The organism is Flavobacterium sp. ST-158, from assembly GCF_058309975.1.
Genome location: NZ_JBZEEN010000005.1, coordinates 74,758 through 98,923, shown reverse-complemented (window position 1 = coordinate 98,923; position 24,166 = coordinate 74,758). Strand labels below are relative to the sequence as shown.

The 24,166-nt window shown below is 33.0% G+C and carries 22 protein-coding genes and 1 other RNA gene; 6 read left to right on the top strand and 17 right to left on the bottom strand.

The features are described from left to right. Nucleotides 1-48: 48 nt before the first annotated feature. The 4 genes from AC4FRF_RS09365 to glyA form a co-directional block, all read right to left on the bottom strand. Nucleotides 49-549 carry a GNAT family N-acetyltransferase gene (locus AC4FRF_RS09365; protein WP_491159232.1) on the bottom strand — a complete coding sequence of 167 codons (501 nt, stop codon included), beginning with the start codon at nt 547-549 and terminating at the stop codon, nt 49-51. Next, nucleotides 542-1,585: a GMP reductase gene (gene guaC / locus AC4FRF_RS09360; RefSeq protein WP_491159231.1), complete on the bottom strand. Its 1,044-nt coding sequence runs from the start codon at nt 1,583-1,585 to the stop codon at nt 542-544. The genes AC4FRF_RS09365 and guaC overlap by 8 nt, the downstream gene beginning before the upstream one ends. 108 nt (nt 1,586-1,693) lie before the next feature. Then, nucleotides 1,694-2,287, bottom strand: a complete 594-nt coding sequence (locus AC4FRF_RS09355) for a MiaE family protein (protein ID WP_408082646.1) — start codon at nt 2,285-2,287, stop codon at nt 1,694-1,696. Nucleotides 2,288-2,393: 106 nt separating this feature from the next. Further along, nucleotides 2,394-3,668 (bottom strand): serine hydroxymethyltransferase, encoded by a 1,275-nt coding sequence (glyA, locus tag AC4FRF_RS09350; RefSeq protein WP_491159230.1) that lies wholly within the window; start codon nt 3,666-3,668, stop codon nt 2,394-2,396. A gap of 106 nt (nt 3,669-3,774) precedes the next feature. Here glyA and fahA point away from each other — a divergent pair, with 106 nt between their 5' ends. Then, nucleotides 3,775-5,058, top strand: a complete 1,284-nt coding sequence (gene fahA / locus AC4FRF_RS09345; protein WP_491159229.1) for a fumarylacetoacetase — start codon at nt 3,775-3,777, stop codon at nt 5,056-5,058. Nucleotides 5,059-5,137: 79 nt separating this feature from the next. On the opposite strand, the gene fsa is transcribed toward fahA, so the two are convergent. The 3 genes from fsa to ffs form a co-directional block, all read right to left on the bottom strand. Continuing rightward, complete coding sequence (fsa, locus tag AC4FRF_RS09340; protein ID WP_491159228.1) at nt 5,138-5,794, bottom strand: fructose-6-phosphate aldolase; 657 nt, start codon at nt 5,792-5,794, stop codon at nt 5,138-5,140. Between the two features lie 186 nt (nt 5,795-5,980). Beyond that, on the bottom strand, nt 5,981-6,784 hold the full coding sequence (locus AC4FRF_RS09335; RefSeq protein ID WP_491159227.1) for an SDR family oxidoreductase: 804 nt from the start codon (nt 6,782-6,784) through the stop codon (nt 5,981-5,983). A gap of 189 nt (nt 6,785-6,973) precedes the next feature. Beyond that, an RNA gene (ffs, locus tag AC4FRF_RS09330) (signal recognition particle sRNA small type) lies at nt 6,974-7,071 on the bottom strand. Nucleotides 7,072-7,159: 88 nt separating this feature from the next. Here ffs and AC4FRF_RS09325 point away from each other — a divergent pair. Further along, nucleotides 7,160-8,209 (top strand): glutaminyl-peptide cyclotransferase, encoded by a 1,050-nt coding sequence (locus AC4FRF_RS09325; RefSeq protein ID WP_491159226.1) that lies wholly within the window; start codon nt 7,160-7,162, stop codon nt 8,207-8,209. Nucleotides 8,210-8,301: 92 nt separating this feature from the next. Here the strand turns inward: AC4FRF_RS09325 and AC4FRF_RS09320 are convergent, their stop codons facing one another. Continuing rightward, nucleotides 8,302-9,177: a DUF8428 domain-containing protein gene (locus AC4FRF_RS09320; RefSeq protein WP_491159225.1), complete on the bottom strand. Its 876-nt coding sequence runs from the start codon at nt 9,175-9,177 to the stop codon at nt 8,302-8,304. A gap of 110 nt (nt 9,178-9,287) precedes the next feature. On the opposite strand from AC4FRF_RS09320, the gene AC4FRF_RS09315 reads away from it, so the two are divergent. After that, nucleotides 9,288-10,331: a formimidoylglutamase gene (locus AC4FRF_RS09315; RefSeq protein ID WP_491159224.1), complete on the top strand. Its 1,044-nt coding sequence runs from the start codon at nt 9,288-9,290 to the stop codon at nt 10,329-10,331. A gap of 131 nt (nt 10,332-10,462) precedes the next feature. Next, the gene (locus tag AC4FRF_RS09310) at nt 10,463-11,713 is read left to right on the top strand and encodes a DEAD/DEAH box helicase (protein WP_491159223.1); all 1,251 of its coding nucleotides are present in this window, start codon (nt 10,463-10,465) and stop codon (nt 11,711-11,713) included. A 64-nt stretch (nt 11,714-11,777) separates the two neighbouring features. Here the strand turns inward: AC4FRF_RS09310 and AC4FRF_RS09305 are convergent, their stop codons facing one another. The 3 genes from AC4FRF_RS09305 to aroC all read right to left on the bottom strand — a co-directional run bounded on the left by AC4FRF_RS09305 (nt 11,778) and on the right by aroC (nt 16,616). Beyond that, a complete protein-coding gene (locus AC4FRF_RS09305) occupies nt 11,778-13,970 on the bottom strand; it encodes a response regulator (RefSeq protein WP_491159222.1) in 2,193 nt (730 codons plus the stop codon). A gap of 123 nt (nt 13,971-14,093) precedes the next feature. Further along, a complete protein-coding gene (locus AC4FRF_RS09300) occupies nt 14,094-15,377 on the bottom strand; it encodes a dicarboxylate/amino acid:cation symporter (protein ID WP_491159221.1) in 1,284 nt (427 codons plus the stop codon). A gap of 174 nt (nt 15,378-15,551) precedes the next feature. Then, nucleotides 15,552-16,616: a chorismate synthase gene (gene aroC / locus AC4FRF_RS09295; protein ID WP_491159220.1), complete on the bottom strand. Its 1,065-nt coding sequence runs from the start codon at nt 16,614-16,616 to the stop codon at nt 15,552-15,554. A gap of 187 nt (nt 16,617-16,803) precedes the next feature. On the opposite strand from aroC, the gene AC4FRF_RS09290 reads away from it, so the two are divergent. Continuing rightward, nucleotides 16,804-17,628: a UDP-2,3-diacylglucosamine diphosphatase gene (locus AC4FRF_RS09290; protein ID WP_491159219.1), complete on the top strand. Its 825-nt coding sequence runs from the start codon at nt 16,804-16,806 to the stop codon at nt 17,626-17,628. Nucleotides 17,629-17,744: 116 nt separating this feature from the next. Next, nucleotides 17,745-18,227, top strand: coding sequence for a hypothetical protein (locus AC4FRF_RS09285; protein WP_491159218.1), 483 nt, complete (start codon nt 17,745-17,747; stop codon nt 18,225-18,227). A gap of 45 nt (nt 18,228-18,272) precedes the next feature. Here the strand turns inward: AC4FRF_RS09285 and AC4FRF_RS09280 are convergent, their stop codons facing one another. The 6 genes from AC4FRF_RS09280 to AC4FRF_RS09255 all read right to left on the bottom strand — a co-directional run bounded on the left by AC4FRF_RS09280 (nt 18,273) and on the right by AC4FRF_RS09255 (nt 24,052). After that, nucleotides 18,273-18,701, bottom strand: a complete 429-nt coding sequence (locus tag AC4FRF_RS09280; RefSeq protein WP_491159217.1) for a protease complex subunit PrcB family protein — start codon at nt 18,699-18,701, stop codon at nt 18,273-18,275. A 21-nt stretch (nt 18,702-18,722) separates the two neighbouring features. Beyond that, complete coding sequence (bshA, locus tag AC4FRF_RS09275) at nt 18,723-19,889, bottom strand: N-acetyl-alpha-D-glucosaminyl L-malate synthase BshA (protein WP_491159216.1); 1,167 nt, start codon at nt 19,887-19,889, stop codon at nt 18,723-18,725. A 93-nt stretch (nt 19,890-19,982) separates the two neighbouring features. After that, on the bottom strand, nt 19,983-21,935 hold the full coding sequence (locus tag AC4FRF_RS09270) for a serine hydrolase domain-containing protein (protein ID WP_491159215.1): 1,953 nt from the start codon (nt 21,933-21,935) through the stop codon (nt 19,983-19,985). Between the two features lie 17 nt (nt 21,936-21,952). After that, nucleotides 21,953-22,435, bottom strand: a complete 483-nt coding sequence (locus AC4FRF_RS09265; RefSeq protein ID WP_491159214.1) for an ABC transporter ATPase — start codon at nt 22,433-22,435, stop codon at nt 21,953-21,955. Between the two features lie 24 nt (nt 22,436-22,459). Continuing rightward, nucleotides 22,460-23,191, bottom strand: a complete 732-nt coding sequence (locus AC4FRF_RS09260; protein WP_491159213.1) for a phosphatase PAP2 family protein — start codon at nt 23,189-23,191, stop codon at nt 22,460-22,462. 69 nt (nt 23,192-23,260) lie between these two features. Further along, a complete protein-coding gene (locus AC4FRF_RS09255; protein ID WP_491159212.1) occupies nt 23,261-24,052 on the bottom strand; it encodes a (Fe-S)-binding protein in 792 nt (263 codons plus the stop codon). Nucleotides 24,053-24,166: the final 114 nt, after the last annotated feature.

The window sequence follows — 24,166 nt, the reverse complement described above, 5'->3', positions numbered from 1 at the left end:
TTGTAGCACGGGAACATTAAAATAAAACCTCCAATAATCCCAAAAAAATCAAATCTTCTTCTCCATCACATAATCTTCCATCAGATAGCCCAAACCAATTTCAATATCGATTTCCTGAATGATTTGGAAACCCATTTTTTGATAAAAACCAATGGCTTTATTGAAGCGATTCACATTTAATAAAAGACTATTATAACCTTTGTCCAGAGTCATTTTTTCAATGGTATCAATCAACAACTTGCCTACTCCTTTTCCCTGAGATTCAGGCAGCATATATATTTTATGAATTTTGGTGCTGTTTGTTCTTTGATACTGATGTTCAAAAGAAGCAAAACCTAAGGCTACGGTATTTTCAATAGCTAAAATAAATTCGTGTCCATTATCCATATTTGCCTGCAAACTTTCCTTTGAATAAAAAGCTTTCAGCATATAATCTAATTGTGCCGGAGATAAAATTTCGCCATAGGCTACTGGCCAGGTCTTAAATGCGATTTCAGCGATGGTTTGCAAATCTTGAGTTGTAGCTTTAACAATTTGTATTTTATTCATTGGTAAAAATTCGGTTTTCCTGTTCGCTTACACGAATAAAAGTGGTTCTCTTAGTTAATTCTTTCAATCTCGAAGCGCCCACATAGGTACAGCTACTTCTTAATCCGCCGAGAATATCCCAAACCGTATTGACCACATCGCCTTTAAAAGGAATCTTAACGGTTTTGCCTTCACTGGCTCTGTATTCGGCTACACCGCCAACATGTTTATTCATTGCTGTGGTAGAACTCATACCGTAAAATTGCTTGAATTTTTTGCCATTAACTTCCAATAGTTCCCCTCCGCTTTCGGTATGTCCGGCGAGCATTCCGCCCAACATTACAAAATCAGATCCGGCTCCAAAAGCTTTGGCCACATCTCCGGGTGTCGTACATCCGCCATCACTGATGATATGTCCGCCAAGACCATGTGCTGCATCGGCACATTCGATTATGGCTGATAATTGCGGATAGCCTACTCCGGTTTTAATACGGGTAGTACAAACGGAACCCGGTCCTATACCCACTTTGATGATATCGGCACCTGCCAAAAGTAATTCTTCCACCATTTCACCAGTAACCACATTCCCTGCAATGATTACCTTATCCGGAAATTGCTTGCGGGTTTGTTTTAAAAAATTGACAAAATGTTCTGAATAACCATTGGCAACATCAATACAAATAAATTTCAATTCCGGATTTGCAGTAATAATTTCGATTACTTTTTTGAAATCATTTTTTCCGGTTCCGGTGCTAACGGCTATATAGTTGTAAAAATCGGGCGAAACATTTTCAAGAAATGCATTCCATTCTGAAACCGAATAGTGTTTATGTATGGCAGTAAACAACTTGTGTTTGGCTAATTCGGCTGCCATTTCAAAGGTTCCCACCGTATCCATATTAGCTGCCATAATAGGGACACCACTCCAAGTTGCAGTACTGTGTAAAAACTTAAATTCTCTTTCTAAAGAAACTTGCGACCTGCTTTTTAACGTAGAACGTTTAGGTCTGATCATTACATCTTTAAAGCCTAATTTGAGATCGGTTTCTATTCGCATAATTATCACTTTTTAGTGGGTTATCGAAAAATATCTTTTACTTTTCTTAAAAGTAATGAATTTTATGCGAGAATTATGCAATAAAAAAAGAGACTTATCAACGATATATTAACCGTGAATAGTTTCACCTTTTCCATAATTAGCAATTACCGATTCTTCAAATGCTAACCATTCTCTCCAGCGCTTTTCAACATCAATTCCTTCACCATATTTACGTGCATAAGTAATAAAAGTGGTGTAATGTCCTGCTTCGCTTTCCATTAATTCTCTATAAAAAACAGCCAGTTCTTCATCCTGAATATTTTCAGAAAGTACTTTGAAACGCTCGCAGCTTCTGGCCTCAATCATCGCCGAAAAAAGCAAACGTTCTACCAAACCAGAAACACGACTACCATCAGCACTTCTTTTCATGTATTGGTACAATTCGTTTACATAATCATCTTTGCGTTCGCGACCTAATTTTAATCCGCGCTTGATGATTAAATTGTGTACTTGTTCAAAATGATCGATTTCTTCTTTGGCTAAAGCCAATAAATCTTTAACCAAATCCTGATGTTCCGAATTGTTGGTGATAATTGTAATAGCATTGGTAGCTGCTTTTTGCTCGCACCAAGCATGATCTGTCAAAATTTCTTCTATGTTTTTCTCTACAATATTCACCCATCTTGGGTCTGTTGGCAATTGTAATCGTAATACACCCATTTTATTAGTCTTAAGGTTAGAAATTCAAAAAGTATTAAAAAACAAAAGTCGAAAGTCAAAATTATGCTTTCGACTTTCGACTTTAAAAATTTGGTAACTTATTTAGTTAGAAAACGAAAATAGCTCTTTCGCTCATCATTTCGTTAACTTCTTCAGCTACTTCTTCGATAACATCTTCGTTAGTATGATTCATCAATACTTTATCAATCATAGCAACAATAGTTTCCATATCTTCTTCTACTAAACCACGAGTTGTGATTGCAGCAGTTCCAACACGAATACCAGAAGTTACAAATGGAGATTTGTCATCAAATGGAACCATATTTTTATTTACAGTGATTTCTGCTTTTACCAATGCATTTTCAGCATCTTTTCCAGAAATACCTTTATTTCTTAAGTCAATTAACATCATGTGGTTATCCGTACCACCTGAGATAATATCGTATCCTCTTTTTACAAAAGCATCTGCCATTGCATTAGCATTCTTTTGCAATTGACGTGCGTATGTAAAGAATTCATCCTGTAAAGCTTCACCAAAAGCTACCGCTTTAGCAGCAATAATATGCATTAATGGTCCACCTTGATTTCCAGGGAAAACCGCTAAGTCTAATAAAGAAGACATCATTCTGATTTCACCTTTTGGAGTAGTTAATCCCCATGGATTTTCAAAATCTTTCCCCATCAAAATCAAACCTCCTCTTGGTCCACGTAACGTTTTGTGAGTTGTAGTAGTTACGATATGACAGTGAGGAATTGGGTCACTTAATAAACCTTTAGCAATTAAACCTGCTGGGTGAGAAATATCAGCCATTAAAATTGCACCTACACTATCAGCAATTACTCTAAAACGCTCAAAATCCATATCACGAGAATAAGCCGAAGCTCCTGCGATGATTAATTTTGGTTGCTCTTTAGTAGCAATTTCCTGAATTTTATCGTAGTTCAAACGACCAGTTTCTTTGTCAACTCCGTAAAAAACCGGGTTATAAACACGTCCTGAGAAATTTACAGGAGAACCGTGAGTCAAGTGACCTCCATGAGATAAATCAAAACCTAAAATTTTATCACCTGGTTTCAAACAAGCGTGAAATACAGATGCATTAGCTTGAGAACCTGAGTGAGGCTGTACGTTAGCATACGCAGCTCCAAACAATTCTTTTGCTCTGTCAATAGCAATTTGCTCAACAATATCTACTACTTCACATCCTCCATAATATCTTTTACCTGGATATCCTTCAGCGTATTTGTTTGTTAAAACTGAACCAGCAGCTTCCATTACTTCATCACTTACAAAGTTCTCAGAAGCAATAAGTTCCAAGCCGTGTATTTGTCTATCTTGTTCTTCAAGAATAAGTTCAAAAATTTGTTTGTCGCGTTGCATTTTTTAGATTTTAAATAATTTAGCGCAAAAATACAAAAAAACGTTTGTTAAACTGATAGATTATGATATATTTGATATATAATTTTCAACAAAACATTAACACAATATGCCAATATCAGCCAACGACACTAAAAGAAAATCCTGGATTGAAGTTCCTGAAAATAGTGATTTCCCAATCCAGAATATTCCTTTTGGAGTTTTCTTAACAAAAGAAAATGTAGTGACGGTAGGAACTCGCATTGGGGATTCGGCAATTGACTTAGGAGCATTACAACAATTAGGATATTTTTCTGGAATAGAATTAACCGATGATATGTTCATTCAAGACACCCTGAATGATTTTATCTCTGACGGAAAAAAAACCTGGCGATTAGTACGCAATCGCATTGCTGATATTTTTGACGAAAACAATCCAAAATTGCGTGATAATGCTGCCCATAAAGACATTATTATTTTTAATATTGACGAAGTAGAAATGCAATTGCCGGTCTTAATAGGCGATTATACTGATTTTTATTCCAGTAAAATTCATGCTTCTAATGTTGGAAAAATGATCCGTAACGAAGAAAATGCCTTGTTACCTAACTGGCCTCAAATGCCGATAGGTTATCACGGCAGAAGTTCTACGATAGTTCCTTCAGGCATTCCAGTACATAGACCTATTGGGCAATCTTTGCCTTACGAAGAATCGACACCTGTTTTTGGAGCTTCGCGTTCCATAGATTTCGAATTAGAAACTGCCTTTATCACTACTGATGCAAATGTAATGGGTGAAATGATTCCTATTAACGAAGCCGAAGATTATATTTTCGGAATGGTATTACTAAACGACTGGACAGCCCGTGATATTCAAAAATGGGAATACATGCCTTTAGGACCTTTGTTATCAAAAAACTTTGCTACTTCTATTTCCCCTTGGATTGTAACTATGGATGCCTTAGAACCTTTTAGAGTTGCTAGTCCAAAGCAAAATCCCAGTCCGCTTCCTTATTTACAACAAAAAGGAAAACATTCTTTTGACATCAATCTGGAAGTGAGTATTGAACCTGAAAATGCTGAACCTACTATTGTTTCTAAATCTAATTTCAAACACATGTACTGGACAATGAATCAGCAACTAACACATCACACCTCTAATGGTTGTCGGGTAAATTCCGGTGATATGATGGGATCCGGAGCCATCTCAGGGCCTACAGAAGACAGTTACGGTTCTATGTTAGAATTGACCTGGGGAGGAGAAAAACCATTGAAACTAAATGATGGCAGTGAACGTAAATTTATCAATGATAACGATACTGTAACCATTAAAGGTTTTTGCGAAAATAGCCAAGTACGAATTGGTTTTGGAGAAGTTTCCAGTAAATTGCTTCCCCCATTTGTGAGAAAATAAAAAGAACATATTAAACCAAAAAGTCCCATTTGAAAAATATACAAAAGGGACTTTTTTTATTGGTGAAAAAAATAACTAATTATTTATTTCCTTTTTCAAAATCAGCAATAAACTGAGCTAATCCAATATCAGTTAATGGGTGTTTCAATAAACCGTAAATTGCAGACAATGGTCCTGTCATTACATCAGCACCAATTTTAGCACAGTTTACAACATGCATAGTATGACGTACAGAAGCAGCAAGAATTTGAGTTTCGTAACCGTAGTTATCATAGATATCTCTAATTTCTTGAATTAAGTTCAATCCATCAGTTGAAACATCATCTAATCTTCCTAAGAATGGAGAAACATAAGTAGCACCAGCTTTAGCAGCTAATAAAGCTTGTCCAGCAGAGAATACTAAAGTAACATTCGTTTTAATTCCTTTGTCAGAAAAATATTTAGCAGCCTGAACACCTTCTTTAGTCATAGGTAATTTCACAACAATTTGCTCATGTAATTCCGCTAACTCCTCACCTTCTCTAACCATTCCTTCAAAGTCCAAAGCGTTTACTTCAGCACTTACATCACCATCAACAAGATTACAAATGTCAACATAATGTTTTAAGATGTTATCTTTTCCAGTGATTCCTTCTTTAGCCATCAAAGATGGGTTTGTAGTTACACCATCTAAAACACCTAATGATTGTGCTTCTTTAATTTGAGCTAAATTAGCTGTGTCAATAAAAAATTTCATAATTTATATATTTAATTGTTTTTAGATTTTCTTTAAAAAGTGTTTATTTAACACTTAAAATTTATTTAATGCTCGCAAATTTACAATTTATATTACTTAGTTGAATTATTTTTATTCAATTCTTTTAATTCATCACGTATTTCTTCCAAAACGTTTAATAAATCATCTCAAAATAATTCTGCCTTATTACAATTTATAATGATTCATCAGCATTTTTTCATATACCTTATCTGGCAATACACGTTTTAATACAATGGAGAATTTTTGCAAAAATGCACCTACTTTATAATGTACTTTAGGATTTTCGGTTTGAATAATGTTATAAACCGCAACGGCCATATCATCTGGATTACTCCCACTGTCCACGTGTTCGTCCATCATTTTTAATGTAGTTCCATAAGGAATCTCATAAGCAGATCCTTTAATCAAAGGCGCATGAAAACGTCCCGACGCAATATTCGTGGCAAAATCTCCCGGAGCCACGTTTGTAATATGAATCCCGAAAGACTTTACCTCCATTCGCAAAGCTTCAGTTATTAATTCTAAAGCTCCTTTGGATGCAGAATATACACTTCGATAAGGCAACCCCATATAAGCAGCAATCGAAGTAACATTAATTATTAATCCTGATTTTTGCTCACGCATTTGTGGCAACACCGCTTTCATCATTTCAATAGGACCAAAAAAATTGGTTTCAAAATTATTCTTGATTTCTGCCGTTGGAATTTCTTCTAACGGACCTGTTATCCCTACACCTGCATTATTTATTACCACATCAATCCTTCCTGATGTAGCAATTATTTTAGCAACAGCCCCTTGAATACTTTCAACATTTCTAACATCCAGAGCTACTAAAGGAAAAACAGAATTCAAAACCTTTTCAGGATTTCTACTTGTACCATAAACCACAAAGCCTTTATGATGTAAAAATTCACCAATAGATTTTCCTATTCCCGAAGAACCTCCTGTAATCAATACGACTTTGCTCATTTTCTTAAGTTAAAAAATTATGGGTTATGAGTTAATCAATTATGGGTTATGTGCACACACCTAACTTCTAAGTTCCAACTCTTAACACTTCCCAAAAGGGTAAAAATAAAAAAATCCTCCCGAAGGAAGACTACTTTTGTTCTATTTCTGAAAAAAATCCGACTTGCATTAACAAACAGATTAAATAAAAAATGGCAAGCGACCTACATCGCACCGCTCAACCGCTTACCCTTGCTATGTTCCCATCCTGGGGGAGTCAGCAGGAGCTGGTCGTGTAGGACTTGCCGGTGCAAATATACAATCTTTTTATATTTTTGCAAGCCCTTTTGTATGCTTAAAATAACATTGTATATTAGACTTTTTAAAATTCACATCATGAAAAAACATAACTTACTATCTTTCATTTTATTAGGAACAGTACTTTCTAATTGTGGAGATACAAAAAATAGAGCAAATACTTTATTTAATTTTGATTCTTCTAAAATTTCAGCACAATATCAGCCTCAAGAGACCGCTGAATTGACTATTTTAAACCCAAAATCAAAAGCGGTTGACAGTATAGTGTACTATGTTAATGACACAAAAATTAAAACTGTAAAAGGACTTGAACCGCTTTCATTTGAATTAAAAAACCAAAAATTAGGATATCAAAACATTAAAGCCTTAGTCTATTTTGAAGGCGAAAATACCGAAACTACTACGCGAATTGAAGTCGTTTCGAATGTTACTCCTAAATTATTAAAGTACACTATTGTAAATACCTATCCGCATGATATCAAATCTTTTACTGAAGGATTCGAATTCTATAAAGATACTTTATACGAAAGCACAGGACAAAAAGGAAATTCCTATTTAAGAAAATACGATTACAAAACAGGCAAAGTATTCAAACAAATTGATTTAGATACCGCATATTTTGGAGAAGGAATCACTTTTATCAACGGAAAATTATTTCAATTGACTTGGCAGGAGAAAACAGGTTTTATCTATAATGCCAATACCTTAAAACTAGAAAAAACTTTCACTTATACCAAAGAAATTGAAGGCTGGGGAATGACAAATGATGGAAAATTCATCTACCAATCAGACGGGACAGAGAAAATTTGGAAAATGGATCCTGAAACACAAAAAATGGTCGATTACATCAATGTTTATTCCGGTAATTCTAAAATAAAATCGGTAAATGAATTGGAACTCATCAATGGTAAATTCTATGCTAATATTTGGCAAAAAGATGCTCTTGCAGTTGTTAATCCAGAAACCGGTGCGGTAGAAGGAATTATCGATTTGTCTGGTTTAAGAAAACTAATTAAAGCTTCTCCTGATGATGTGTTAAACGGAATTGCCTACAATCCAAAAAACAAAACCATTTTTGTAACAGGTAAAAATTGGGACAAAATGTTTGAAATTAAAGTTTCTGAGTAATACAGAATCAAACCTTTACATTAAAATTTACATATAAAAAAAGAGGAGCAATTGCTCCTCTTTTTTATACTATACTATATTATCTCATTGCATTATTTCAAAGAAAAACTTGATTTAGAAACCAATTCTCCTTTATCAAAAATATTGATGAAATAAGTTCCTTTTTCAAAATCTTTACCTGGTAAATTTTCAGAAACCTGAACCGTTTTATTTTCATATTTTACAGTACTTGTAAAACTATAAGTTAAACTCATATCTTCAAAACTGATTGTTTTCTTTTCACCTAAAACATTGTTTTTACTATCTATTACTTGTACATAATAGGTTTTATCACCAGATTGAGCAATCTGATTTCCTGCAATAGTAAAACTAATTTTAAGCATATTAGTTCTTCTTGCTTTTTCAGTTTCAATTTCTTTTCCTGAACTTCTTACCTTATAAGCTGAACTTTGAATATTTAAAACCGTTAGTTTTGCTCCTTTTTCAACCACTTTTGCCAATTCATCGTTTTGACCAACTAAAGCTTCGTTGTATTTTTTAGACTCTGTCAATACCACAGCTGTACTATCACGTTGTGTTTTCAAAACCACGTTTTGATTTCTCAACCCTTCATTTTCAGCCATTAAAGCTTTCATTTTGTTTTGTAAAAGATTCATTTTGGTTTTAAAAGCAGAAAGATCTCCTTTGGATTTTTTTACTTCTTCCATTAATCCAACTACTTTGTCTCTCTCTTGAATCAATTCGTCAGACATCGATGTATTTTCAGCAATTGCAGCATCGTAAGTCGTTTTTAACTCCTCTAAATCTTTCAAAACTGATTCTTTTTCACTTACAGTTGTAGTTAATACTGTTTGTACTTTCTCTGTATCTGAAGATAATTTGAAAATATAAACTAAACTCCCCACTAATAAGACTGCCAATACAGCAATAACTGCCTTTAGACTTGAACTACTTTGCTTGTTTTCCATTTTTTTAACGTTTTTTCAATTTTAATAATATCAAATTTAACAATATAATTTTAACATATAACGTCTGTAAAGAATTTATATTATTTTTGTAGAAAAAATTTTCTTCGCCCATGGACAAATTTCTACCTTTTACAATCAATGATCTTGCTAAAGTAACGAATCATCGAAGTGGCGAAATAAAATTTGGAGAAAAAATGCTAACGGTCCCTCTTGGCGCCAATCCTATATCTTACATAAAAAATACAGATGCGAAATATGTCTTATTTGGAATCCCTGAGGACATTGGTATTAGAGCTAATTTTGGAAGACCTGGAGCAGCATCAGCTTGGAATGAAGCCATAAAAAGTATTGCTAACATTCAACACAATCGTTTTTGTAAAGGAAACCAAATTATTGTTTTAGGACAAATCAATGTTTCGGAAGAAATGGCTGAAGTGGAAAATTTAGATTTTCACAATATTGATGACCGCGTAAAACTAAGCCAATTAGTAAAAAAAATTGACAAGGATGTTTCACACATTGTTTTTAGCATTATCAAATTAGGAAAAATTCCAATTATTATTGGTGGCGGACACAACAATGCCTACGGAAACATAAAAGGTACGGCACTAGCCAAAGGGAAACCAATTAACGCCATCAACTTTGATGCACATTCTGATTTTAGAATTTTAGAAGGTCGTCACAGCGGAAATGGTTTTTCTTATGCTTATGAAGAAGGTTTCCTGAAAAAATATTTTGTTTTTGGTTTACACGAAAATTACACCTCCAAAAGTGTTTTGGATATCATCAAAAAAACCGAAGACCGAGTGCGTTTTAACACCTATGACAGTATTAATATTAGAAAAGAAAAAAACTTCTCACAAGAATTAATTGAAGCACTCGAATTCATTAAAAATGATTCTTTTGGTATTGAAGTCGACTTAGATGCAATTCCTAACATTGCCAGTAGCGCCATGACTTTAAGTGGTTTTTCAGTAGAAGAATTACGTCAATTTGTTTCTTTTTTTGCAAAAAATAAAAACACAAGCTACTTGCACATTTGCGAAGGCGCACCCGATTTAGACGTAGACAAAAATAACCACTTAATAGGAAAACTAATTGGGTATCTCGTTACTGATTTTATTAAATCAAATTCGAATAAAACCATTCTATAAACAAATTTTATTGGTACTAATTCTCATTTTTCTTCACTGAATACAAGCAATAAACGAGCATCCAGAATAATAATACTATCTTTGCATCACTTATCGCTGTAAACTATTACAGGATAATTAATATCAAACTTATGTTATTCGAAGATTTATCACTTTCAAAAAGTATTCAAAAAGCCGTATTTGAAGAAGGCTATACAAACCCCACTCCTATTCAAGAACAAGCTATTCCGCTTATCCTAGCTGGAAATGACTTAATAGGTTGTGCACAAACAGGAACTGGAAAAACAGCTGCTTTTGCTATTCCAATTATTCATCAGTTGCACCGCATTGTTGGTTCATCTAAGAAACCAAAACAAATTCGCGCCCTTGTAGTTACTCCTACCAGAGAATTAGCTGTACAAATAGGACAGAGTTTTGATACGTATGCTAAATATACTAATCTTACTCAGCTTACTATTTTTGGCGGAGTATCTCAAAACCCTCAAGTTGATACCTTAAAAAATGGTGTTGACATTTTAATTGCTACCCCCGGGAGACTTTTAGACTTACACAAACAAGGATTCATTAATCTGGATCATTTGCACACTTTGGTTTTAGACGAAGCTGATCAAATGTTAGATATGGGATTTGTAAATGATGTAAAGAAAATTGTAAAGTTGACCCCTAAAAATAGGCAAACTTTATTTTTCTCGGCAACTATGCCAATTGCCATTAGAGAATTAGCCGAAATGTTCTTGACTGATCCGGAAACGGTAACTGTTTCTCCTGTATCATCAACAGCTGAAAAGGTAGAACAACGCATTTATTTTGTAGAAAAAGGCGAAAAAAGAAATTTACTTTACAGTTTGCTTCAAAATGAAAATCTTAGCGATGTATTAGTTTTTTCCAGAACCAAACATGGGGCTGACAATGTAGTGAAGGCTTTGCGTAAAAAAGGGATTGTTGCTGAGGCAATTCATGGAGATAAATCGCAAAATGCAAGACAACGGGTTTTAGATGCTTTTAAAAATAAAGAAGTTGGTGTACTTGTTGCAACAGATATTGCTGCTCGTGGTATTGATATTGACCAATTACCTTATGTTATCAATTTTGATTTACCTAATATTCCTGAAACCTATGTACACCGAATAGGAAGAACAGGACGAGCTGGAAACGGCGGTATTGCCATCTCTTTTTGTAGTAAAGACGAACATGGTTATTGGAAAGATATCCAAAAATTAATTAAGGTTGATGTAAAAACCATCTCCGACCATCCTTACCCTTGGCATGCTGGAAGTCCCGAAAAAGCAGCCGAAAAACCTAAAAATTCAAATAGAAGTGGTGGCGCTCATAAATCAAGAAAATCAAGTGCTTCTAAGCAAAATAAAAAACGTTGGTATTAATATCAAACTATTTTAAAATTATAAAAAAACGTAAACTAGTTTTGTAGAACTAGTTTACGTTTTTTTATACTAAATCAGAGTCTCTTATTACAACCTCATTTATTATTCGATGCAGTTGCCTCGAATCAAAAGGTTTGCTAAGAATATCATCAAAACCTGCTGCAATAGCTTCTTCAGTAACTTCTTCTTTATCAAAAGCCGTTAAAGCAATTATAGGACTCGTAATTCCTTTTGCACGAATAGCTCTGGTTGCTTCAAAACCATTCATATCAGGCATATTAATATCCATCAAAATCACATCAAATTTATCCGAATCAAGTATTTCAAGTGCCTCTTGTCCAGACAAAGCAACACTGCATTGATAATTAAATTTCTCAATAGTTTTTTGAGTAATTAAAAGATTTATTTTATTATCATCTACAACCAAAATTTTAAAAATTTGACTCGATGACAAATCAACATTAATGTTATTAATTATAGAATTGGTTTTTTCGATATCATTTTCAAAAGCAATTGTAAAATTAAAAGTGGTCCCCTTACCTAATTCGCTTTTTAAATAAATTGTACTATTAAACAATTGTAAAAGCTGTTTTACAATAGATAATCCAAGCCCTGTTCCCTGATAATCAATTTCTTTTCGACTAACTTGTACAAACTTATCAAAGATTTTTTCCTGATCTTCTTTAGCAATACCAGCTCCAGTATCTTCTATATTAAATTCGATAAAATGAAGTTTGTTTTTAACGTCTACTAATCTAGCCAAAATAGTTATTTCGCCGTCATGTGTAAACTTCAAAGCATTACTGACTAAGTTGATAATAATTTGAGAAAAACGTAATTTATCTCCAATTAAATATTCTGGAATTTCAGGATCAATCACAACATTAATAGTGTTATTATGTTTTTGAGCCAAATATGACATTGAATTTTTAATAAAATCTATTTCATCAGTAATATTGAAAGTCATTTTTTCCAAAACAACTCTATTTTCTTCAATTTTATTGATTTGTAAAACATCATTTACTAAAGACAATAGATATTTTGCCGAAAACTTAAGTGATTTTAAATGAGGGCTATCTGATAATTCTTTGTGTTCATCCAATATCATATTTGTAATCCCAATAACACCATACAAAGGAGTACGCAACTCATGAGTAATTGTAGATACAAATTGTGATTTTAGTTTAGATGCAACTTCGGCTTTTTCTTTTGCAACTACTAGTTCTTTATTTTTAAGAACTAGTTCAAAATTTTTCTCTTTTTTATAATTATAATTTTGATAAAGCGAATAAATTAAAAGCAATACTATTATCAAACTAATAATCAATAATACCGAAATTATTTTTGTTTTTTCTAAAACCTGACTTTGATAATCCTTTTCCAACTCAAACTGATCAATTTTTCTTTTATATTCATCAATTTCTAAATTGATACCGGCAATATTGGCTTTACTTATTTTGGCTTTATTTTCTACACCTTCTCTAATTTTGTGATATAAAGCTACATTTTCATACGCCTTTTTATAATCTTCTTTGTGAAATAAATATTGAGAATAAGCTTCAATTACGTATGAGTAATCCGATTTATTGGTTTCTAATTTCCCTAAAAGTAAGGCTTTTGAAAAATAGGATTCCGCTTTTTTAAAATCACCTAAATAATCAGAATACATTCCGTTAAGCATATTTAAAATCACCAAATTAGGTTCATTATCTAAGCCTTTTTCCTTTTCATTAATATAATCTAAATGAATTTTCCCTTTTTCAAAATCTTTAGCATCAAAATAGGCCCAAGTCATATTGAGATGTGTCATATAAATTTGCTTAAGATCTATTTGCTTCTGACTGTATATTAATGACTTTTGGTAACACGCCATTCCTCGTTTAAATTGATTGTCTTCAAAACAATATACATTAGCTAAATTGTTATACAACCAATATTTTATAGTGTCATTCTGCGTTTTGTTAGCATAAACCAATCCTTTATTATAATAAAATATTGCTTTTTTAAACTCATAAAGTTCTTCATAATTTCCTGCAATAATATTATAGGATTTGGCTACTAAAACATAATCTTCTACATTAAAAGCTTGATGCAAGGCAATACGTGCCTTGTCTAAAGAAAGTTCGTATTTACATTCACGCAAATATTGAGATGCCTGCTTGCTTAAAAGCAGTATCTCTTTAGAAGTAGCTTGTCTCTTTCCAATCGATGGTTGACTAAAAAGCGATAAGGATAATAGTAATAAAACAAACCGCATAAAACACATAGCCATAAAATTCCTACCAAAGATATAAAAACCAATTGATTATATATTATTTTGTAAGTTAAATTACAACAAAAAAATCGAATTATTTTTATTTTTTTATACAAAACAACCCAATTACTCCATAGAAGCGGTATTTAATTTCCCAACCGATTTAGCAACAATTGTTGCTACAGTAGCATCACTGGTAATATTTACAACCGTTCTACACATATCCAAAGGTCTATCAATTGCAAAAATAAGAGCCAATCCTGCTTCGGGAATTCCAGCTTGCCCAAGCACTATTACCAACATTACCATTCCGGCACTAGGAACAGCTGCTGAGCCTATAGAGGCCAATGTAGCGGTAACTACTATCATTACCTGAGTAGAAAAATCTAAGGGATAAGGAAGCATAGCCTGAGCAATAAAAATAGCGGCTACTGCCTGATACAAACTGGTACCATCCATATTCACAGTAGCACCTAATGGCAAAACAAAACTAGAAACCTCTTCGTCTACTCCAATTCCATCCGTAACACATTCCATAGTAACAGGAAGAGTAGCAGCACTGGAACTTGTAGAAAAAGCTAATAATTGGGCAGGTGCCAATGCTTTAAAAAACGGAACTGGTTTTACCTTAGCAAACAACATCAATAAAGTAGGGTAAAATAAAAAAGTCATCATTAACAACCCCAATAACACTGTTAACCCATAAATACCTAGAGCTCCCAAGGTTGAAAAACCTGGTATTTCAACCATTAAGGCTGCCATTAAAGCAAACACACCATAAGGCGAAAACAACATAATAATATCAATAATTTTCAAAATCACATCATTCATTCCCTTGAAAAAATCAACTACGGGCTTTGCTTTTTCTTCTTCAATTAAAATCAATCCAATTCCAATAAGAACCACAAAAAATATTACTTGTAACATGCTGGCATTATCACCCAATGCACTAAAAATATTATCCGGAACAATATCTATAAAAGGCTGAAGCGGTCCACTTTCTTTGGCTTTTTGAGCCAATTCTATTTTCTGAGAAGCATCTCCAGCAAAATTATTCAACAGACTCTCTCGAGCTTCCTGATTGATATAACTTCCTGGTTTTATCACATTGGCCAATATTAAACCTAAAGAAACTGCAAAAAAAGTTGTTCCCAGATAAAACAAAACGGTCCTTCCGCCCAATCTTGATAATTTAGAAATATCTTTTAAATCAGCTAGGCCTACAATTAAAGAAACCACAATTAAAGGTACTGCAATCATTTTTAGTAAATTGATAAAAACAGTTCCAAAAGGTTTTACCCAATCTACCACAATTCCTTTTTGCTCTAAATTTTTCATTACTAAACCAAAAAGCAATCCAAAAACGATTCCTAATAAAATTTTCCAATGTAAAGCCAACTTTTTTTTCATATAAATTAATTCGTTTGATGTATGGGAATAAAAAACTCCTCTAAAATTAGAGGAGTTCTAAAAAAAATTGCGTTTTTATTATCTTTAAACTATTATAAGTCTTTTAGTGAAATTCAAAAGAAATATGCAACATTTTTACCTCTATCGGGTAAAAATAACAAAAAATCATTAGAATTACTTCGTATACGTTTTATTTATCAAATAAAAATCGGCCAAAACAATCGCTGCCATTGCCTCAACAATTGGCACGGCTCTTGGTACCACACAAGGATCATGACGTCCTTTACCAGTCATCTCGGTAATATTCCCTTTATTATCTAATGAATCTTGCTTTTGCATTATAGTTGCAACAGGTTTAAAAGCCACTTTGAAATAAATATCCATTCCGTTGCTTATTCCTCCCTGAATTCCTCCTGAAAGGTTGGTTTTAGTGGTTCCATCAGGATTGTACAAATCATTGTGTGCACTTCCTTTCATTTTAGAACCTTCAAAACCGCTTCCAAATTCAAAACCTTTTACTGCATTGATAGAAAGCATTGCTTTTCCTAATTCGGCATGTAATTTGTCAAAAACAGGTTCTCCAAGTCCAATTGGTACATTTTGAATTACACAGCTAACCACACCACCTACAGTATCTCCTTCTTTACGAATTTGTTTGATATAATCTTCCATTGTGGCAGCCATCGCTTCATCTGGACAACGAACCGGATTGCTTTCTATTTTAGAAAAATCTAAATCTTGATAAGGAGTCTCTACAGTTAATGGCCCTACGGATGAAACATACGCGTTTATTTTAATATCCGATAACATTTGCTTAGCAATGGCACCTGCAACTACTCTACTTGCTGTTTCACGTGCTGAACTTCTTCCGCCACCGCGATAATCTCTAAAACCATATTTTTGATCATACACATAATCGGCATGACTAGGTCGGTAATTATCTTTTATATGTGAATAATCATCTGATTTTTGATTGGTATTTGGAATGATGAAACCAATAGGAGTTCCCGTTGTTTTTCCTTCAAAAATACCAGATAAAAATTGTACTGCATCTGGTTCTTTACGTTGGGTAACTATAGCCGATTGTCCTGGTTTTCTTCTTGACATTTCTAATTCAATTGCATCAAAATCCAATGCAATACCTGATGGACATCCATCAATTATCCCTCCTAAAGCTTCTCCGTGTGATTCTCCAAAAGTGGTTATTCTAAATAGTGTTCCGTAGCTATTTCCTGCCATTATATTTAATTTTGAACAAATGTAATATTTTAGTTTTAGCTTTAAAAATTAAAGGTTTAAAGATTTTTAATCTTAGCCTAAAAACCAAAGCTTTGGTTTGGCAATAAAAACCATTTTATTAACCTTATCTTTAAGTTAAATTTATACTGAAGGAGTTAATTTGCAAAACAACAAATTAATAAATCAATTGAAAAAAAGAAAAGTTGAAGTAGTTGTAATCTCAGATGTTCACCTTGGAACTTACGGAAGTCACGCCAAGGAACTATACAACTACCTATCGTCTGTAAAACCAGAAATATTGGTACTCAACGGCGATATAATTGATATTTGGCAATTTAGAAAATCTTATTTTCCAAAATCCCATTTAAAAGTAATTCAAAAAATAATAAGCTTTGCTTCCAAAGGAACAAAAGTTTATTACATCACTGGTAACCATGACGAAATGCTTCGCAAATTTACCGAAATGAATATGGGAAATCTAATCCTTGCTGATAAAGTGGTCTTAGAAATGGACGATAAAAAAGCTTGGATTTTTCATGGAGATGTTTTTGATGCTTCAGTAAATCATGCAAAATGGATTGCTAAATTAGGTGGTTTGGGTTACGATTATTTAATATTAATGAATCGTTTTTTTAATTGGTGTTTAAAAAAAATTGGCCAAGAGCCCTATTCTTTTTCTAAAAAAATCAAAGCCAGTGTAAAAAAAGCCGTTAAACACATTTCGGATTTTGAAGAAACGGCTACCGAATTGGCCATCGAAAACCAATATGATTATGTGATATGTGGTCATATACACGAACCAAAAGTACTTAAAAAGACCAACAAAAATGGTTCTACGCTCTATTTGAATTCGGGAGATTGGGTTGAAAACCTAACCGCATTGGAATACAACCGGAAAAAATGGAAATTATTTCGCTACGAAGAATCAAAATATTCTGAAGCTGAAAACAATATTGAAAAAGAAGAACTCACTGGAGAACAACTCATTGCCTCTATTATTCTTTCCAAATAATGATTTTTACATAATTTCCAGAATAAAAATATGGAAATTATATAAGAATATATAATTATATGATAAAGCTTTCGTTCAATATTAATTGTAGATTTGCAAGTAACAAAACATTAATTATGAAAAAAATCATTTTATCAGCTTTTATGCTAATGGGATTAGCATTTAGCACACAAGCACAAGAGATTTCAAAAAATGCTTTAGGTTTACGTTTAGGAGACAATGACGGTTTTGGGGGTGAGATATCTTACCAAAGAGGATTGTCTGACAACAATCGTTTAGAATTGGATTTAGGATGGAGAAACAACAACAATGTTGATGCCTTTAAATTAACTGGTGTTTACCAATGGGTTTGGAACATTGATGGAAACTTTAACTGGTACGCCGGTGTTGGTGGTGGTTTAGGTAACTGGAATGCTAAAAATGCTGATTACAACAAAACTTTTGTATTTGCTGCCGGAGATTTGGGTATTGAATATAGTTTTGATGAAGCACCCATTCAGCTTTCACTAGATATCAGACCTGAATTGTACTTTTCAGACAATTACAGTGGTGACAACTTTGGTCCAGACATCGCTTTAGGAATCAGATACCAATTCTAATTCTAAAAAAAATATACAAAAATGCCACTTTTCAAGTGGCATTTTTTATTGAACTAAAATCGGTTTTTTCGAATTAATTTTCACTACCGTATATGGATATGTAATTTGTTGTATCAACATCGCTCCTTCTTCGGGATTATTTTCTTTTACTTTTATTACAATGTTTTTATCAGTTTCTGTAGCACTATCCACCGTAATCGAATAACCTCCTGTAGGCTTTTCACCCATATTCAAGATGATAAAATTAGACTGTTGCACATCTGAAGCAATTATTTTTCCTTTTAACTTATCATCATTCAACAACATTTTTATTTCTTTGGATTCCGTTAAAATTTCATAGAAATTAATATTTCCACCACCATCTTGTTGCTGCAATAAAACTTCATACAAAGGTTTTTTTATTGGAATATTCACTGCTGTTTTACAGGAAACCACCGCTAAAACAAATACTAATAAGCCAATCCTTTTTTTCATTTTAAATAGGTGTTCCAAATATTAATCTTCCTGTGTTTTACTCGAATACTTACTCTTTTTAGAGTATTTTTTTATCGCTTTTTCGTAAATATCAATGTATATTGGCAATATATGTTTAATATCAAACTTCATTGCAACTTCTAAAGCATTTTTTTTGAACTCCGCCAAAGTTGTCTCGTTTTTTAAAATTTTCAAAGCATTTGTAGCCATTTCATCAACATTCCCTACCTGACTCAAATAACCGGAAACTCCTTCAAAATTAACCTCTGGCAAACCGCCGGAGTTACTGGAAATTACTGGAACTCCCCAAGCCATAGCTTCCAGAGCAGCCAATCCAAAACTTTCGGTTTCTGAAGGCAATAAAAATAAATCAGAATTACTTAAAATTTTATCAATCTCATTACTGTTTCCAAAAAAGATTACCTTATCTAATATGCCTAATTCCTGGCATAACAATTCGGCTTTTTCTTTTTCAGGTCCATCACCTACCATTAATAATTTGGCAGGAATCTGTTCTTGGATTTTGTAAAAAATTCGAATAATATCTGGGATTCGTTTTACTTTTCTAAAATTAGAAATATGCGTTATAATGCGTTCTTCTTTTTTTGCAATAAGCGAACGCTGACAAGGACCTATAAATTCTCTATTCTTATCTAATTCTATAAAATTAGGAATCACATGAATGTCTCTCTTAATATTAAATAACTTATAGGTGTCATCTTTTAAGCTTTGAGACACCGAAGTTACTACATCTGATTTATTGATACTAAAACTTACTGCTGGTTTATAATGTGGATGATTTCCCACCAGTGTAATGTCAGTTCCGTGTAGGGTAGTTATCATAGGAATTTCGATTCCTTCATTTTTTAACATTTGCTTTGCCATATACCCCGCATACGCATGAGGAATGGCATAATGTACGTGCAAAACATCAATTTTATAGAGTTTTACCATGTCCACTAATTTACTAGACAAGGCTAATTCATAAGGTTGATAATGAAATAAAGGATATTCTGGAACATTTACTTCGTGATAGTGAACATTAGGATTCAATAATGCCAAACGCACCGGTTGACTATAGGTTATAAAATGAACTTCATGACCTAAACGAGCTAACTCTAAACCTAATTCGGTAGCTACAACACCACTTCCTCCAAAGGTAGGATAACAAACTATTGCTATTTTCATCTGTAATTTTTAATACGACTAAATTAATAAAAATTAGCGTTCTATTTCTTAAAAGAAGACTAAAACTGGTTTTGTAGTAGTTGTGTTTTAGAACTATTTTTCAATTGCCTGATAAATAACCGATTGAATATCTTCTCGAATATTTTCTTTAGAAAGTTTATTTATCGATTCATTAGGATAAGTTCGGTTGGAAAGAAAAACATAAACTATTTCTTCGGTAGGATCAGCCCAAGCCATAGTTCCTGTAAAACCAGTGTGTCCAAAACTAGTCATCGATACACAACCACAGGTAGGCCCTGAATCGTCTAATTGTGGCTTATCAAAACCAATTCCTCTTCTATTTCCTTGTGGGCAATAGTAACAGCTGTTAAAATCATCAAAAGTTTTTTCTGAGAAATAACGTTTTCCGCCATAACTTCCTTTTTGCAAATATAGTTGCATCATTTTAGCCACATCCATACTATTTGAAAACAAACCTGCATGTCCACCTACTCCTCCTTGCATTGCCGCTCCCATATCATGAACGTAACCTTGAATAGTTTGATGTCTAAAATACGTATCTACTTCAGTAGGAACAATGTTATTTTTAGAAATTTTAGTTATAGGATTATACATTGTGCTACTTAAACCCAGCGGTTGAAAGAAATTTTCAGTACTCAGAACATCTAATTTCTTCCCCGTAAGATGTTCTAAATATTCTTTTAAAATCATAAATGTAAAATCACTGTATTTGTATTCTTTTTTGGGCAATAATTTACTTTTCACAATAATATTCAAAATGGTATCCTCATAATCAGATCTTAAATACAAACTATCAGCAACTTTTATCGAAAAATTAGCTTCCTTTTGTTTTCTGTAATATTGAAATAAAGGATTTCCTTTTTTATCAACGGTGTTTTTATAAAAAGGATACCAAGCTTGCAAACGGGCATAATGTGACAATAATTCTTTGAACGTGATGTCCTTTTTATTTGAATTTTCAAAAACGGGCAGCATCTTGTCCAGAGTTGTTTCCATATTCAATTTTCCAAGATCGTATTGCTGCATTACATTGGGTAAAGTCCCAATTATTTTAGTTAACGAAGCTAAATCATAAATATCAGCATTAGATACTTTTATATCTTTATTATAGGTATGATATCCAAAAGCTTTTTGATAAATCACCTTTCCTTTTCGAGCCACCAAAATTTGCATTCCGGGAGTCATTTTTCCATTGATGGCTTTTTGAGCCAGCACATCTATTTTGGACAAAACAGCAGTATTCATCCCAACATTTTCGGGTGTGGAAAAACCAAGAACTGGAACTTTTTCAGTTGTCAGACCAAAGTTTGTTTCAAAATTATTACTTATAGCAGTCGGTAATTTCCCTTTCGCATTAATAGCTCCAAAAAGTAATTCGGCCGAAACAATTTGTGCTATGTCGTTATTCTGATATGAAACCACCAAACCTTCAATAGCATTTAAATCCGAAATTGACTGTAGTATTATTGGCGAAGCAAAAACATCCAAAATCACAGTATTATTTTTGGCAATAGCCTCAATTTTAGCCAACTCCTCTTTGCTAAATGTATTTTTGGTCACAGAAGATTCAGAAGAATGATAGCCAATAATTACAGTTGTAAAAGCTTTTAATTGGAGTTGTAAACTATCCAAATTAGTTGCAGCAATTTCAGTAATAGTGGTATACTTTTTTATGGTTTCTACAAAAGCAGTACTCGATGCATTCCCCATTTTTACATAAGCAATCCTTTGATTTTCAAAATTTTTAATTGGCAAAATCGAAGTCGCATTTTTTAAAACTGTAACATAATTTTCAAAAACTGAATATTGCAAAGCTGGAGTTTTGGCTTCATTCAGCATTTGGTAAAATGATTGCAATTTTACCGAGTCTAATTCAAAACTGGAAGCATGCTGAATTTCTTTAGACAAAATTGTATTGTCTGATAAGGCTATTGCAGACTTATTCTTTTTTGGCGAACTGCATGAAGCTGCTACAAAAAAAAATAAGACATAAAGAATTAAAATCTTGATGTCTTTATTTTTCATAATATCTCTGTTATTTTTTAAAAGAAACGGCTATGCCAGCTATCTATTGCAGGCACTTCCCATACTTCATTGTATTCCTGAATGGTATTAATCAAATTATTGAAAACTACCGTGTTTTGAGTAACAGCTTTATCCTTTACCATTTTTTTAAATTCAATAAGTGGCTTATGAGCAATATGTTCTCCTAATTTAAAAGTAACATTCATTTTATCCAACAAATCAACACCGTATTTTTGTTCTAATTTTTGAATAAAAACAACGGAAGCATCTATAGAACAACCTGTTGCTGCCTGAACCTCCTGATTGACTGCAATAATAATAAATCGATTGTATTTTAATTGAAAAGAAGCTTCTAAACTGGTACCATGAGCTGACCAGCCGTTTAAAAACACTTCCAAGTCACTTGCAATTTCAGAAATTTCGGCATCCGAAAATTTTCTATTGGATTGATAGACCCAAATTCTGGAATCTTCAGGTAAATTTTCAAATGGAACGTACATAATATTTTTTTTTATTTATTTAATTTAAAAAGTAGACACAACACCAAAACCTAATTGTTTTCCATTATAATAAGGTAAAAATGCTGCTTTTCTATTTTGATGTTTTTTAGATGACAACAATTTATTTACTGAAGGATACAACCAATAAGCGGCTTTGGTACTTAAAATTCCAATACCTGCTCCTGCCAACACATCAGTAAGCCAATGACGATTATTATACATTCTAAAAGCCCCTGTTCCCGCAGCAACCACATATCCCGAAATACCATACCAAGGCGAAACCTCTTTGTATTCCTGATACATTAATTCAGCTCCCATAAAAGCAGTAGCTGTATGTCCGGATGGAAAAGAATTAAAACTAGAACCATCAGGTCTTTCAACGTGAGTAATCTTTTTTAAACTTTCAACCGTTGCCCCCATAATCAAATAAGAAGTAGCCAGAATAATTGTTTGATCTCTAAGATTATTTTTTCCGTTAATTCCCAATGCCCTTAATGCATAAATTGAAGCCGCAGGTGCATATTGTGAAAAATCGTCAATTGTAAGCTTGTGATCAATATTTTCAGTAACTTCCTCTTTTACTTCGGCATTTATTCCTTTTAAAAAATCACTTTCTAATCCTACTATTCCATAGGTAATAAGAGCTGCTGGAATAATTAGCTGTTTTTTATTGAATTTTAATTGTGAACTCGTTTTGAATGCTAAAGAATCTATTTCTTTTTCATTGCTAAGTTGAGCTTGTAAAGCAAAACTCATCAACATTAATATAAAAAAAAATGCTTTTTTTAAAATCATCTCAAAGCTACTTCAACTTAATTAAAATCACTATAAATCCTGCGCATTGGCAATCAATTCGGCAATATCCATCACCTTCACTTCTGCTTCTTTTTCTTTATGCTTTATACCATCTGTCATCATGGTATTACAAAATGGACAAGCAGTAGCTATTATTTCAGAATGACTTTCTAAAGCATCTTCTGTTCTTTCGATATTAATTTCTTTATTGCCTTTTTCGGCATCTTTAAACATCTGAGCACCTCCTGCTCCGCAACACAAACCATTCGCTTTTGAACGTTTCATTTCAACCAATTCGGCATCCAATTTTTCAATCAAATCACGCGGTGCTTCATATATTTTATTAGCTCTCCCTAAATAACAAGGATCATGAAAAGTAATTTTTTTACCTTTAAACTGACCGCCTTCAATAGATAATCTTCCATCGTTCAACAATGACTTCAGGTATTCAGTATGATGAATTACTTCAAATTTTCCACCCAATTCAGGATATTCATTTTTCAAAGTATTGAAACAATGCGGACAGGCTGTAACGATTTTTTTAGTTTCATAGCCTTTTAATACTTCGATATTCATCATCGCCTGCATTTGAAACAAAAATTCGTTACCTGCTCTTTTTGCAGGATCTCCTGTACAGCTTTCTTCTGTACCAAGAACAGCAAAAGAAACATTGGCATTATTTAAAATACGTACAAATGCTTTGGTAATTTTTTTAGCTCTATCGTCAAAACTTCCTGCACAACCTACCCAAAACAACACTTCTGGTTGCTTTCCTTGTGCCAGCATTTCTGCCATTGTAGGTACTATCAAATTTTCTGACATTTTCTATATGTTTATTGTTTGTAGTTGGTAGTTTATTGTTACTTAATTTTTACTCTCAAAATTTAATCTTCAATTCTAAATGTTTTAAGTATATCCCAACAATAAACCATTAAC